The 13,990-nt window shown below is 39.6% G+C and carries 12 protein-coding genes; 5 read left to right on the plus strand and 7 right to left on the minus strand.

Annotated elements, in window-relative coordinates:
- Positions 1-62 precede the first annotated feature (62 nt).
- Positions 63-2,660 (minus strand): cyanophycin synthetase, encoded by a 2,598-nt coding sequence (gene cphA, locus AC2D3N_RS09300; protein ID WP_484693440.1) that lies wholly within the window; start codon positions 2,658-2,660, stop codon positions 63-65.
- Positions 2,661-3,053: 393 nt separating this feature from the next.
- Here cphA and AC2D3N_RS09305 point away from each other — a divergent pair, with 393 nt between their 5' ends.
- The 4 genes from AC2D3N_RS09305 (at position 3,054) to AC2D3N_RS09320 (ending at position 6,152) form a co-directional block, all read left to right on the plus strand.
- The gene (locus AC2D3N_RS09305) at positions 3,054-3,509 is read left to right on the plus strand and encodes a MarR family winged helix-turn-helix transcriptional regulator (protein ID WP_079677578.1); all 456 of its coding nucleotides are present in this window, start codon (positions 3,054-3,056) and stop codon (positions 3,507-3,509) included.
- Positions 3,510-3,625: 116 nt separating this feature from the next.
- Complete coding sequence (locus AC2D3N_RS09310; protein WP_079677579.1) at positions 3,626-3,805, plus strand: CDGSH iron-sulfur domain-containing protein; 180 nt, start codon at positions 3,626-3,628, stop codon at positions 3,803-3,805.
- A gap of 525 nt (positions 3,806-4,330) precedes the next feature.
- Positions 4,331-5,485 carry a hypothetical protein gene (locus AC2D3N_RS09315; RefSeq protein ID WP_079677580.1) on the plus strand — a complete coding sequence of 385 codons (1,155 nt, stop codon included), beginning with the start codon at positions 4,331-4,333 and terminating at the stop codon, positions 5,483-5,485.
- 79 nt (positions 5,486-5,564) lie between these two features.
- Entirely contained in the window at positions 5,565-6,152 is a 588-nt protein-coding gene (locus AC2D3N_RS09320; protein ID WP_079677581.1) for a TIGR04376 family protein, read from the plus strand.
- Positions 6,153-6,162: 10 nt separating this feature from the next.
- On the opposite strand, the gene AC2D3N_RS09325 is transcribed toward AC2D3N_RS09320, so the two are convergent.
- The 4 genes from AC2D3N_RS09325 to AC2D3N_RS09340 form a co-directional block, all read right to left on the minus strand.
- Complete coding sequence (locus tag AC2D3N_RS09325; protein WP_200816707.1) at positions 6,163-6,750, minus strand: Uma2 family endonuclease; 588 nt, start codon at positions 6,748-6,750, stop codon at positions 6,163-6,165.
- 40 nt (positions 6,751-6,790) lie between these two features.
- Positions 6,791-7,543 (minus strand): hypothetical protein, encoded by a 753-nt coding sequence (locus tag AC2D3N_RS09330; RefSeq protein WP_484693441.1) that lies wholly within the window; start codon positions 7,541-7,543, stop codon positions 6,791-6,793.
- A 41-nt stretch (positions 7,544-7,584) separates the two neighbouring features.
- A complete protein-coding gene (locus AC2D3N_RS09335) occupies positions 7,585-9,285 on the minus strand; it encodes a glycosyltransferase family 39 protein (protein WP_484693442.1) in 1,701 nt (566 codons plus the stop codon).
- A gap of 141 nt (positions 9,286-9,426) precedes the next feature.
- Positions 9,427-11,016 (minus strand): hypothetical protein, encoded by a 1,590-nt coding sequence (locus AC2D3N_RS09340; protein WP_079677584.1) that lies wholly within the window; start codon positions 11,014-11,016, stop codon positions 9,427-9,429.
- A gap of 597 nt (positions 11,017-11,613) precedes the next feature.
- Between AC2D3N_RS09340 and AC2D3N_RS09345 the strand changes: the two genes are divergently transcribed.
- A complete protein-coding gene (locus tag AC2D3N_RS09345; protein ID WP_484693443.1) occupies positions 11,614-12,615 on the plus strand; it encodes a pentapeptide repeat-containing protein in 1,002 nt (333 codons plus the stop codon).
- 69 nt (positions 12,616-12,684) lie between these two features.
- Here the strand turns inward: AC2D3N_RS09345 and AC2D3N_RS09350 are convergent, their stop codons facing one another.
- Entirely contained in the window at positions 12,685-13,554 is an 870-nt protein-coding gene (locus AC2D3N_RS09350) for a CPBP family intramembrane glutamic endopeptidase (RefSeq protein WP_484693444.1), read from the minus strand.
- A gap of 26 nt (positions 13,555-13,580) precedes the next feature.
- Positions 13,581-13,862 carry an ATP-dependent Clp protease adapter ClpS gene (clpS, locus tag AC2D3N_RS09355; RefSeq protein ID WP_042154579.1) on the minus strand — a complete coding sequence of 94 codons (282 nt, stop codon included), beginning with the start codon at positions 13,860-13,862 and terminating at the stop codon, positions 13,581-13,583.
- Positions 13,863-13,990 lie beyond the last annotated feature (128 nt).

The following is a 13,990-nucleotide window of genomic DNA, read 5'->3' on the forward strand; positions in this document are numbered from 1 at the left end:
ATATAGATTTCAGCGAGCGAGGACGCGCAGAATCACGCGGGGCTGACGCCAACGCACCGCTTTTAATTCTCAGGTATTGACTGGAGTAGAGCCAGAACTTGCTTCACTCCTTCGGGGAAAATCACCACCAAACTACCAGGGGTCGCTTCCCTGAGAGCAGTTTTAATCGCTGTTGCTTCTTCGAGAATAATCTCATAGTCAAAATCGGGATTTTCCTGCTTAACTCCGATCTCAATATATTTAGCGACTTCTCCCCGTTGAGATCCGCGGTTATCCTCATCTTCCTTAATAATAATCCGCTCGAACATTTGGGCTGCTAATCGTCCTAATTCGATAAAATCTTCTGGGCGACGGTCTCCGGGCGCGCAGACCACCCCAATGCGTTTACCGTCGGGCCAATTGCGAACAAATTCCAGAATTGCTTGAAAACTGGCACGGTTATGGGCATAATCGAGTAGAATGTGGAAAGACTGGTAAGGAATTAAATTCATCCGTCCAGGGGTTTGTTCCACCGACATTTGAAATGTCCGTAACCCCTGACTAATCTCCTCAATGGTCACTCCCTGGATATAGGCGGCTAAACTGGCGGCGAGGGCATTAGCAATCATAAACGGAGCTAACCCCCGTAAGGTGAGGGGAACATTCGCCATCTGTTCCACCCGAATCATTTGGTCTGCTTTTAAAAAGGATAAATAACCCGATTCATAAATCGCAGCTACTCCCCCCTGAGCAACGTGTTCACTCACAATTGGGTTATCAGCATTCAGTGAAAAATAAGCAATTTTCGCTTTTACCTGTGATGCCATAGCCACCACTAAAGGATCATCGGCATTTAATACCGCATATTCACTAGCCGCCTTTGCCACAACGCTTTTCACCTCTGCCATCTCCTCCACGGTGTTAATATCCTGTAACCCTAGATGGTCTTCGGAAACATTCAACACCACCCCCACATCACAGCGACCAAACCCCAATCCTGAGCGGAGAATCCCCCCCCGAGCCGCTTCTAATACTGCTACTTCCACGGTGGGATCACTTAAAATTAAGGCAGCACTTTGAGGCCCGGTATTATCTCCGGCTTCCGCCAAAAAGTCTCCGATATAAGTACCATCAGTAGTGGTAAAACCTACAACTTTTTTAGTTTCTTTAAAGATATGAGCGATTAAACGGGTGGTTGTGGTTTTACCATTAGTTCCGGTAATGGCGGTAATCGGAATCTGACTGGGAGTTCCGGGGGGATACAGCATATCCACAATCGGAACCGCCACGTTTCGGGGTTTACCTTGATTGGGGTGAATGTGCATCCGCAACCCGGGGGCGGCGTTAACTTCCACAATCACCCCGTCCACTTCTCGCAGGGGGCGACTAATATCGGGAGCGGTAATATCAATTCCGGCAATATCTAAGCCAATAATTTGGGCTGCACGTTCAGCAATCCAAATATTTTCCGGGTGAATTTCATCGGTTTTATCAATAGCAATTCCACCCGTACTTAAATTAGCAGTTGCTTTGAGATAACAAATTTCTCCTTTTCTGGGAATACTTTCTAAGCGATAGCCCTGTTGTTTTAAAATATCAATACTGTGGCGATCAATTTCAATCCGAGTTAACATATTTTCGTGACCACTACCTCGACGGGGATCACGGTTTGTATCTTCCACTAATTCTACTAAATTTGAACGCCCATCTCCCATAACATGGGCTGGAATTCGTTGCGCCACCGCTACTACTTTTCCACCCACAACTAATACCCGATAATCATTTCCTTTATAGTATCGTTCAACAATGATAGTGCCGATTTTTGACTCAACTTTAGCCATTTTGTAGGCTATTTCTGCCTCATTCCAAGTTTGAATATCCAGGGTAATGCCCCTACCATGATTCCCGTCTAGGGGTTTTAAAACAATGGGAAATCCACCAATATCATCAATAGCTTTTTCTAAATCATCTAAACTATCAATAACGGTTCCTTTGGGTACGGGTAAACGGGCTGCATCCAGGAGGGTTTTAGTACCTTCCTTATCTCCGGCAAATTCAATACCTAAAATACTGGTGCCGTCGGTTTGGGAGGCTTGAATTCGCCGTTGTTTTTTGCCATAACCGAGTTGAATTACATGGCGGGCAGGTAATTCTTTCCAGGGAATTCCACGGGCTTCGGCTTCTTGAACAATTGCCTCCGTTGTCGGGCCAAGTTGAGCTCCTAAGAAAATTTCTTGTAAGTCTTCTAAATCGTGTCGCAGTTCGGTTTCAGGGTAAAATCCATGATCAATTAAACGATGGCATAATCTGACAGCAGCCCTAGCCACATAGCGTCCCGCTTCCGGGATTTTATATTGAAAGATCACTCTATGGATTCCGGGTTGAGAACTCCCACGAGTACAGCCAAAATCCACGGGCATTCCGGCTAATCTTTGCAATTCTAGGACAATTTGTAGAATGACATCACTGATCAAAATTCCTGTTTTTAGCTTTGTCAGGAAATCTTGATATTTTGGTTGAGTTAAATGGGGTAAAATTTCACAAAGTCCATCGGAGAAATCGGGAATTTCATGGGTGTAGCGATTATCTTTTTCTAAATCGAGATGAATAATAATCAGATTGTGAACATCAATACTCCAATAATTAGGCCCTGATAGGGTTTGAGTTTTTATAATTTTCATTGGTATTCCCTCCTAAACTCATGGATGCGGTCGTTCCAGCAATTCAACATCGGAATGAATTATCCCACAACCTGAGAATATATAAACACCAAAACTCCTGAAATTGGGTCAATGATCAAAAATTTAAGGAAAATATTAGATTCTGTTAAAACTTTACAATCACTCCCAGAATTTCCTGGAGCAATAATTGACTAATTGATAATGATTTAAACCCTAATATCAGCTTTGTTTTTGAGAACATGACTGGCAACTGATAAAGCATCTCGGAGTAATTTTTTAGAGATCTTTTAAAGATTAATGGGAATATATAGCAATCCTATTTGAGTTGTGTTTAAAATTCCCGATCAAATATGAGATATTCTAATTAGGATAGTCTGTCTTATTAATCCAGAAATGTTCGATTCTTCCAGCTATTCCTCTAAAACCGCCACCAATGAACCCTTCCTGAAAACCATGCGGGAACTGGTACGCACCTATCAAGCCTTTTATAATTATGATGAAACTCTGATTCGACAATATAACCTAACCCACTCCCAGTTTGATGTCATTGCCACTCTGGGAAACACCTCGGGTTTGAGTATGGGAGAAATTGGAGAGAAAACTTTAATTACGAAAGGAACTTTGACCGGGGTGATTGACCGCCTGGAGAAAAAAAATCTCGTGCTGCGGGAAGTCCCATCAGATAATCGTCGAACTGTTATTGTTAAGCTCACTCCAGAGGGAGAAGCCACTTTTGAACGGGTATTTCCTCAACATATTGCCCAACTCAAACAACGGTTTGAACAGCTTGAAGCCTCAGAACTAGAACTACTAAGGGTTTTACTTAATCGTCTTCGTCAGGTTTTCTAGGATTTTTGCCAAAAATTTAGATTTTCTCTTGTCATTTCTCGTCAGGCTATGTTATTCTGTATTCATACAGTTCTAGTTAGAACTATTGAGCAAGATTCAACTTGGAGAACACTACTATGAACCCGAACTCAGAGAAAACCCCCGTTACGGTCACTTTACCTGCTGGAACCCATTGGCTGTGTACCTGCGGTCAATCTAAAAATTATCCCCATTGCGATGGAGCTCATACAGGATCGACATTTACGCCAAAAAAGGTCGATCTGGATGCCCCACAAACCATTGAATTAACCCGTTAATCAAGAAACCGGGTATCTGGGGAATCTAATCAAGACTTCTTCAGACACCCAATTTCTGTCCACATTCCCCAATATATCCCTCTTTTATCACTTTCCGAGTACGATGATTTAAGGTTTTTATTTTAAGATATTGACATCCGCCCCGCCGTAAACGGACGGGGATTCCTCACCACGCCACCTTTTTAGGATGGTCGCTGAATGGGGTTGACGCTTCGCAGACTGTTATATTTAAAGCCTAGAAAAGTATTTTTGTAGCTATTTTAAAAAATAATCTTGTAGCGATCGCCTAAAAAACAATTGGTTTCTCAAGAGTTTTCCATAATCAGACACCTCTATCTGATAGGTGTTGACAAATTTAAAATTATGTGATAGACTTGTTGGGATTTTCAGTTATTCTAAAATTTGTCTAAAATTTCTTGTCAATAGAGATCAGATTCCACGCCACAAATGATATAAAAATATCAATAAAATAGCTGTATCATCAATAAATCGAGGTTAACGATTTACGGATACAAGGAGCGATCAATGCCTCAAGAAACAATGAATAAAACCCGATTAGAATTCTCAGAAGTTCCGATCGCCAAAGCACCGATATCGGTAGAAGCCTATGCCGATGAACTGATGGATGACATTTTTTCCGATGTTGATCGCGTGATCCAAGGGGAACCACGGCTGCCCAAAGAAGCCGTAAAACCAGAATTTGTCTCCCTCAAATCGATTAAAGTCCCTCAAATTATTTTACCTCCGATGCCACGGCAGGAGGAAGAAGACCCAGACAAATTACGCGATGCGAGTGTTAAAAAGTCCTCTCCCTCCTTGGATCGGATTCTATTAATTGCGGCGTTTTCATCGTTATTTATCACCCTATTATTATGGTTAGCCACCCGGGGAGGTTTGGGGCGTTTATTTGCCCCGGAACCTGTGGCGGTGTCCCCCGAACCCGTATTAGATGCCAAGACAAAAGCGGATATTCAATTTTCCAATTATATTGAGCGATCGCTAACCAATATTGAACAACAGAATCAACAAACAGGGCTAGGTTTGCCCCTATTACCCCCTCCCGTGGCGAACGCCCCCTTACCGACCCTGCCCGTTCCTGGGACTCCCCCCGTGGCGACCGTGGCTCCCGTGGTGGATACCAATAACCTCGTCGCCGCCATTAACCGAGTGGCCGGGGCGATCCAGGATGCCTCAAATCAAACCGCCTCTCTGTCTCAACAGGTGATGAACAGCTTGGCCAAGGGACAACAAACCCCACCCCCTGCTCCGGTTACGGTTCCCGGTGGCCGGGGTTCGAGTTCTGTCCCCGCAACAGCCCCTAAACCGACAACCCAACCCAAACCCGCAACACCAACCCAAGTCACTCCCCCAACTCCTCAAGTTCGGGGGGGAGTCACGGAAGGGATGCCATTACCCCCCTCACCTGCGGTGACGGAAACACCCGCACAACAGCCAACGGCAGCAAACCCTGCCCCGATAACGGCCCATACCTTAGTGGGAATTCTGGAATTGGGTGATCGTTCCGCGGCTCTGTTTGAAATTAATGGGGTAGCCCGTCGGATCTATGTGGGTGAAACTATTGGCGCGAGTGGTTGGTCACTGGTGGAAGTGGTGAACCAGGAGGCTGTGATTCGTCGGAATGGAGAAGTGCGAACAATCTTTGTGGGACAACAATTCTAAATGGGTTACTCCAGTTAATCTTGGGAGAGAGACGCGCCGTGGCACGTCTCTACTGTTCTCTTATATTTAATGTTTAATTATGGGTTTATTTGAAGATTTTAGTCGATTTCTGGAGACTCGGTTAGAGGAGTTTCTCAAGGAGAATCCCCATTTAGAATTGCAGGCTTTAGAAGAACAATTACGGGAACAGGAGGAGGATACCTTAAGGTTAATTGCTGAGTTGAACCGAGAGGAAAAAAAGCTGCAAGCGGAAATTTTAGAAGTGGCTCAGGATGTCCAGAAATGGCATAAATGGGTGCAAAAAGCACAGGTGGCTAATCGTTTAGATTTAGTAGCGGCGGCTCAAGAACGGGAAGCGGGATTTTTGCGTCAGGGGAATCAACTTTGGGGACAGATGCAAGGGGTGAAAGAACGGATTCAAAAATCTAAAGAAGTCTATTATCAAGTTCAACAACGTCACAAAGAAGTTAAACTCAAAGCCGCAGAAGTGGAAGCTAACCGCGCGAAATCGAAAGCGCAACAAAACTCTCAAAATTCTAGGGAAACCCAGGGTTGGAATCAGAGTAAATCCTATGGTAGTTCTAATTCTTTTAATGATTCCTTGGAAGCAAAATTCAAACAATGGGAAATGGACGAAGAATTAGAACAGTTGAAACGGAATATGTGACGTTAGAATTTTATGCTTCTGAGGTTTCAAAATTCACTTGTTCATAGAGATCGGTTAAATTGATGGAAAAATCAATCGTACTCAATGTTAAAACAGAATCCGCCGACTCATAAAAATTAACTTGCCATTTTCCCGTTTCTGTTTTTACAAATTGTTCAACGGAATATTGATATTGATCGATTAAAATATATTCTTGAAATTCAGAAATGGAACGATAATACTTAAATTTATCCCCGCGATCGTAACTTCCCGTTGATTGAGATAAAACTTCCACAATGACTAAGGGATTTAAAACCGTATCCGTGCGATTTTCGTGATAAATAACATCCCCTTTAATTACCATTAAATCGGGATAGGTATATAACCGATAATCAGGCATCCATAGGTGGACATCCCCAATAAATAATCTATATTTTTGACCTCTTAATCCTAATTTGATTTGAAAGTAAGCGTTTCCAGCAATTTGATTATGATTCGTCGTACCTCCCGTCATAGGAATAATGTTTCCGTCTCGATATTCATGTTTAAATTCTGCGGTTTCTTCGAGTTTAAAATACTCCTCTGGAGAATAGAGGAGTGGTTTCACTTGCATAACCATATTATTCTCCTACTTAGATCATATCCTTTTATTATATAGCCTATTGTGGCAAAATTTTAATCTCAAGATTAATCTTTTCTTGCCATTCTCGAATATAAACTAACAATCCATACATAAACACAATTACTCCCATCATTTCCATGATTTCCTCGACAATGGCTACTAATGAATAAATTAGACTTTGTTGATGGTTATAAAACGCCACAACGCTCCCGACCATTTCCATGAATAACGCTCCGCCAATATATAAACAGGCAGCTAAAATAAAGTGATAACGGGTTTTTCTAGGAAGATGTAACCAAAACTTCCAATATTTACGCAGAAAAACTATTACTAAAATTATTCCCGGAATTACCCACATCGAACGTAAAAAGGGAGGTAAATTCAACCCTTTGGCAATATCAGGAATAATTAAAATTTCATGAATGGTAGCTACTTCGTCAATAGCAAATAACCAAAAAATAATCGATAACCATTTCCATTGTTGGAAATAACGATATTTTACCGAAGAATTATCATTGGGATCAGTTAAGGAGTTTTGTTGTTCAAGTTCAGCTTGTTTTGCCGAGGCGATCGCCCCCAATAACCAAGCACAAAACGCCAACATAAACGCACTAAACCAAGTGGGTAAATTCATCTCTCGATCAACATTAAACATCGCTGTCCAATCTTTTCGATAGTTAAATCCAAACCGACCAATTTGTATCAGAATACTGGTAAAAGTAAAAAATCCTACTCCCATCGTTAGGCGTTTAGCTAATTTTATCGGAGAAAGGGTTAGATATAATTGCATTTGAACTTATCCTATTTGATCAAACTCAAATCATAACCCAACTATCGACAATAATATCGTCGATATCGATATCCATTCAACTTAGGTTGAGGACGGGGATCTTGTTGACACCGGAATTGACTAAAATCCGTATTATCTTTTAAATTCACCGCCCATAATTCAAAGGGACGTTGAACTTGAGTTAAAACCATTGTAAAAGTAGGGGAAGGAGTATCTGTTTTTTTCACTAACATAAATTCAGGTAACTTTTTAGCCTGCTGACGCTTAAATTCTAATCCTAATCCCATCAAAGATCGAGTTTCTGCATGAGTTTGATGAGTTGTAGCAATGATCACAGGTGTTTTCGCTTCATTAATAATATAACTGGCTAAACGATCCGCTCCTTGGGATTTTTGAAACCCATAATTTCCTCCTACTGTTAACGCACCCAAACATCCCATAATTAAGGTGAAAATCACAATTTTTTTTCCGTTAGCTTGTAAAATAGGCGGAAGTGAAACCCAAGAATAATTAGGAATTGTGGGTTGTCTCCAAATAACGCCTAATCCAGAGCCTAAAATTAAAATAAATACAGGAAAGTAAACAAATTGATATCTCGCCGCCAGGGATACGTCCTTTTGTAATCCATAAATTATAATCAAAAATAGGGTCAAAATACTAATTAAAATACCGCCAAAAATTTTAGTTTCAAGTTGAGTTTCAGATGATTGAAGATTTAACCTAATGCCTTGAATTATCCCGGGACTGATCCAAACTAAAACCGTCAATAAAATCAATGCTGAAATTGCTGTTATAATTGGAGGAGTTCCTTCTACGGGTAATAGAAATATCTGGGTCATTAACCAGGCAAATAAACGAAATAAAGGCTCTATAAATCCTAATCCCTTAAATTGGGTTGCAATCCAGTCTGTGAGTTGATCATTGGGGAGAGCTTTTAAAATTGGAATCCAAACTAATCCACTAATTAATGTTCCGAATATTACCGCATAAATCCTTAACCAAGATCTGCTAAAAAGTCCTAATTTATTTCGCCAATCCCTTAACCAAAATCCGGCTATAACCAACCCTTCTGCCCCTAATAACACAATAAAAAAATAGTGACTAGCGATTCCTAATCCATTCACAATAATCCAACCCATGACTTGAATAATAGATAAAGGTTTTTCTCCCTCTAAACTTCTAATTACCTTGACTAAATAGCCTAAAGATGCGATAATAAAAAGTATGGTTATTGTATAGTGCCTGGCTTCCTGTGACAAATAAATTCCGTAGGGAGAAACCGCCATTAATGCGGCTGTAATTTGAGCAAAAATCAGCGATCTAAAGGCAAAATAACTTAAACTAAAAATAGCCGGAATCGATAAAACCCCTAAAATAGAACTGAGAGCGCGCGCCACCGTTAAAGAAACTAATTCTCCCTCCTGAGAAAATAAATTCATCCAGAAATGATTCAGCAAAAAATATAACGGCGGATGATTACTTTCAGTAAACAAATGATAAATAACATCCGATGGTTGACTAGCAGTTTCAAACCGCAAAGGCGATAATAAAATATCTGCTGAAATAATTTGATCTAAAGGAATAGTTTTCAGACCGTGACCCAAACTAAAAACCAAAGTAGAAATTTCAATACTGGATGCTGACTTATTTCCTAAACCCAGAAAGCGCAATAAAATCCCTAGTCCTACCCAAAATAATAGTAAACCTGGATGAAACCATTGGTTATTCGTTATTTTAATCACTGAAAACAATCCTCACAAATAGTAAGCTGTTGAGCATTTAAACTGTATATTTTAGAGGCTGAAACCCCTTACTGGCTTGGATCGTCTCGAAAATTTAGATAATTAACAGCTTAAACCCCTATTATAAAAATAAATAATCCCCTAAAACCGTCTTTCTAATTTCAAACATTGACCTGGAGTTAACTTTCTAATCTCATCCGTTACATCTAACCATGGTTGTAATTGTCCCCGTTGAAACGTGCGACTTAGGGGAATATCCATCGAAGTTTGATCACAACCTATTCCGGCGGAAATTACCCCTCGCCAAGAATCAGCATATAATTCATCAATAATCTGCCATTGATTTTTTTCCCAACGAAATCGCCGAGTAAATCTAAAGGGTGTATCTTGTTTTCCCAGAACAATTTCAGCAGAATTTAACCTCTGAATTTGCTTGGAGAAAAACTTACCCAATATTAACATTAAAACTCGCATAAAAACCAATTTTAACGAAGATAATGGATGCGATTTAACCCAACTTAATCCGCCTTCAATTAAAATTTCATCCTGTTCGACATGAATGGTATAATCACTCATGAGATGGGCTACAGCATTTTTAATTTGACGACCCTGACGAACTTGTAAGGAAAAATGAGTATCCGATAAAATCAGTTTATTTTCTCTAAATAACTTAAAAACTCCCCCTTTATTTAGAGCTACATATAATTCCACATGGGGACGACGTTTAATTAAAATTTCCGCTTCTTTTAACCAAATACTTGCCACGTCTCGCGGCACAGGTTGGGGTCTTCCAGGGATAAAATCTCGCCAAGCTAGTAAATAATTCCAAACCTGATTTCCTAACGAATAATCATCCCCATAACAAGCGGATAAACCATTTTTAATTCCCAGTAAAAATCGGTCATTAATTCTCAACGCATCCGGTAGCCATTCCCCCACTAATTCAAACCCATAGGGGAAAAATTGATAGGTATTTAAACTCCCATATTCCCCGCCATACGACCCATCAGGATGAATAAAATAGGTGACTAATTCTACCGCTTTTATTAAAGATTCTTTCAACCGTAAATCCGATCTCAAATCATCTAATTGAGCTAAAAAAGAAATAGTTAAGCTATGATAACCGGGATCAAAAGTATCACTTTCTTTAAACCATCCCTCCTGACTTTGTAAAGATAATAATTTTTCTAAACGAGAAGCTTTAATTCGATGCCATTTAGAGGTTTGTAACATTTGACCTAAACGTTCTAAACACAAAAGAATTAGAGCTTCCTGACTCGCACTCTGACTAAATTTATAATGGGCTAAACCATGGGCTTGACGTTCAAAACCTTGTAAGGCTTCATAATTCATTAACCCCAATAAATGATAGCTTTCTAAACTGGCAAACAGGGAAAAAGCCGTTGCCCTAGCAGAATGTTCTAAGGGTACATTTTCATCACAAAAACTATCAGTATGAACACTATCAGTGGTATAAATAATACCCGCCTCTACCCAGGTTTTAATTGCAGGTTGTTGATAATAAGGATTATCAGAAATAGGCAGATCATAAACTAAGGCCAGGGGTAATACTAATTCTTGCATTCTACCATTGGCAAAATCTTTAGTTTTATAATGCCAAAAATTTCGATCAAAACAGCCATAGGTTGGACTATGGGGATTTCGATCCAATAATGTTAAAATTTTAGGAATTTGAGTTAACGCTTCACGGGCAAATAAATCTTTACTCACGGTTAATAGTGGCTGTTAGTTGCACCAAACAAATCACCGCCATTGTACCAAAAAAGGTGCGATCGCTATCTTATTTTTCTCATTTCCTAAATCTCCCAGACAACAAATTCTGGATCTACAGATAGTAAAGTTACCTATAATTTCTAGGGTGGAACCTAGCCATGCTATTTTTAACGATAGATAGGCTACTGTCCACTTCCCCCTTTCCCAAACCGAGGAAAATCTAAGAATTGAGATGTTTAAGTCTTTCAAAAAGGTTACAAAAATTTATAAAGCATTAAGTTACAATTGTTGTTGTATACTGAATAATAGAGACAAGATAAATCTGACATTGAACAAAAGCTAGATCGGTTTTTATAAAAATTTCAAGGGTGATCTCTGTCGAAGCGATCAAAGTCGGAGTTCAAGTAATCTCAGCATTATTCCTAAATCTACTAACTTTTTTTAAGAAAATATTGGGTATTTCATAAATCTTAATCAAAACTTAGCGAATTAAAATTGAACCCTGATTAAGTCAAAAAATATCCCCAGCAAGTTTTCTGAAAAAAGGTTGTTTTCTCTGAATTATTTTTTAATTAGAATTTCGAGGATAATACCATGAAAAGTAGTGAAATTGTTGACCGATATCTTAGGGGAGAACGGGATTTTCGAGGGTTAGATCTCACGGCGGAAAATTTAATTGGAGTTACCCTCAATCAAGCCAATCTATCGAGTTCAAATTTAAAAGATGCTTCCCTAGCAAGAGCCTATTTAGAACGTTGTTTCTTACTCAATGCTAACCTGAACGGAGCCTTTTTATATGGAACCAATTTAACCTATGCTAAACTAAAAGGCAGCCACTTAATTGAAGCAGATTTAACTAAAGCCAACCTCCAAGGAGCGCAATTAAATGGCGTTGATTTGACTAATGCAAAACTGAGTGGTGCGATTCTATTTTGTGTAAATTTATTCCGTGCCAATTTAACCGGGGTGAATTTATGTGGGGCGAACTTAAAGGGAATTAATCTCCGGTCTGCCAACCTAGAAAAAGCCAATTTAAACTGGACAAATTTAACTGGAGCCAGATTAAGCGGGGCGAATTTAAGAGGGGCGCAGTTAAATGGAGTCACCTTGAATAGTGCGTTTCTCAATGGATTAAACTTAGAAGGAATTGATTTTAGTGGGTTAGACCTGAATGATGTTAAATTGAGTGGGGCAAAATTGTCTGGCGCAAACTTCATGGGAACAGCATTACAGGCTGCTCAAATGCGATTTTCCAATCTGGAAGGGGCAAATTTACAACAGGCAGATTTGCATGAAAGTGTATTAAAAGGAGCGCAATTTGTTCTGGTCAATTTAATGAAAGCTGACCTCCGGGATGCCGATTTGAGAAATGCAGATTTGAGTAAAGCTAATCTGAATTTAGCCGATTTATCCGGCGCCAATTTAACCGGAGCTAATCTTCAAGGCGCCTATTTGTGGGGGACTAATTTGGATGGTGCTTGTGTAGAAGGAGCGAATTTAACCGGGGCAAGTTTGCGCAATGCCAAACTCAATGGAGTAGATTTACAAAACGCCATCTTATACGGTGCAACCATGCCCGATGGTCAGGTTTATTAACCTTTGTTGTTGGGTGTTGTTGGGCTTTAGCCCTCCCCTCTTGGAACTAAAGCCCAACAAATATGAGAATTACTTTAATTTTCTAAATAACGATTTTTGCCAGATAAAAATTCCAATTGCACTTAAACAAAACAACCCCATCACCCCCGCTAAGGGGTTTTTATCAATTCCAGTGATTGCCTCAGAAACGGTTCCAGAATAATTAATTAACTGCCCAATATTAATTATATAATAACCCCAAACCAAACCCCCATGTAACCCCATGGGTAAACCCAACCAACCGGAGGGACTTAACCGTAAAGTATTAGAAGAAGCCGGAAACCAGGCTAGTTTGGAGACAACTAATATTAATCCCAATAACACTAACCCAGGAAATTGTAAAGCAGTTCTTTGAATTTCTGCTAAAGGTTTAATAAAATGTAACCCCGCAAAAATTATACTATTAATTCCCAAAGCAATTTTCGGGTGATAATCCCGTTTGAGTTCATCGAGTAACCATCCCCTAAAAAATAATTCTTCCGCAAAACCAATTCCCAGGGCAACTAAAAACCCTTCTAAAATAATTCTTAAAAAATTAGGGTTTGCAGGTTGCCATATTACCCAACCGAATAGAGATTCGATTATAAATAATCCTATTAAACTGAATAATCCCAATAATAATCCTTTGAGATAATTTTGATAATTTTTAGGATTAAAGACTAAACCATAGCGAGTTAGAGGGTGAGATTCACGATAAATTATTTTTGCCCAGAAGTGAATTAAAATAATAAACTCGACATACAATAAAATCAAGGTAATAATACTAACAAAATTGCGATCGCTCACAAACAAATAAAAAGGTGCCGCCAGGGGAAGCCAAAGCAACACCAAAACCAGGAGAAAAATAACAATTCTCAGAAAAGCTGGATATTCTTTTAAAAATTCAAGATCGTATTTCAAACCCATTATCCTATAGTTGAGACGGTTTATTCATCCGGTTCAATAGTGCTAATGAGTCCATGATTTTTCAAGGTTTCGCAGTAAAATTCTGCGTGTTCTTGAGCACAAGTAATCACCAAAGCCAGATTATTAGTATGAGCCTCCATCATAATACTTACAGCTTGGGGTTGAGTCAAACTAGGAACCGTTGTCATCAACACTTGGACAACATACTCCATGGAATTATAATCATCGTTATGTAGTAAAACCCGATAACGGGGAGCAATTTTTCTAACGGTGGCACTCTTTTGTACTGTCTCAACAGACACGGCTTTTTCTCCTTTTTGAAAAAATCAAAGGGTTGAGGGTGAACAGAATTTATGAATTATTAGACTGTACATAATAGTTTAATGAATCATTGCGATCGCGACAAGGTTGCTGAGTCTTGACGCTTGAC

This window comes from Planktothrix sp. PLAVEN19ND, assembly GCF_057220675.1.

Coding starts and splice junctions, on each gene's coding strand:
- cphA (WP_484693440.1), bottom strand. CDS start 2,660: ATGAAAATTATAAAAACTCAAACCCTATCAGGGCCTAATTATTGGAGT.
- AC2D3N_RS09305 (WP_079677578.1), top strand. CDS start 3,054: ATGTTCGATTCTTCCAGCTATTCCTCTAAAACCGCCACCAATGAACCC.
- AC2D3N_RS09310 (WP_079677579.1), top strand. CDS start 3,626: ATGAACCCGAACTCAGAGAAAACCCCCGTTACGGTCACTTTACCTGCT.
- AC2D3N_RS09315 (WP_079677580.1), top strand. CDS start 4,331: ATGCCTCAAGAAACAATGAATAAAACCCGATTAGAATTCTCAGAAGTT.
- AC2D3N_RS09320 (WP_079677581.1), top strand. CDS start 5,565: ATGGGTTTATTTGAAGATTTTAGTCGATTTCTGGAGACTCGGTTAGAG.
- AC2D3N_RS09325 (WP_200816707.1), bottom strand. CDS start 6,750: ATGGTTATGCAAGTGAAACCACTCCTCTATTCTCCAGAGGAGTATTTT.
- AC2D3N_RS09330 (WP_484693441.1), bottom strand. CDS start 7,543: ATGCAATTATATCTAACCCTTTCTCCGATAAAATTAGCTAAACGCCTA.
- AC2D3N_RS09345 (WP_484693443.1), top strand. CDS start 11,614: ATGAAAAGTAGTGAAATTGTTGACCGATATCTTAGGGGAGAACGGGAT.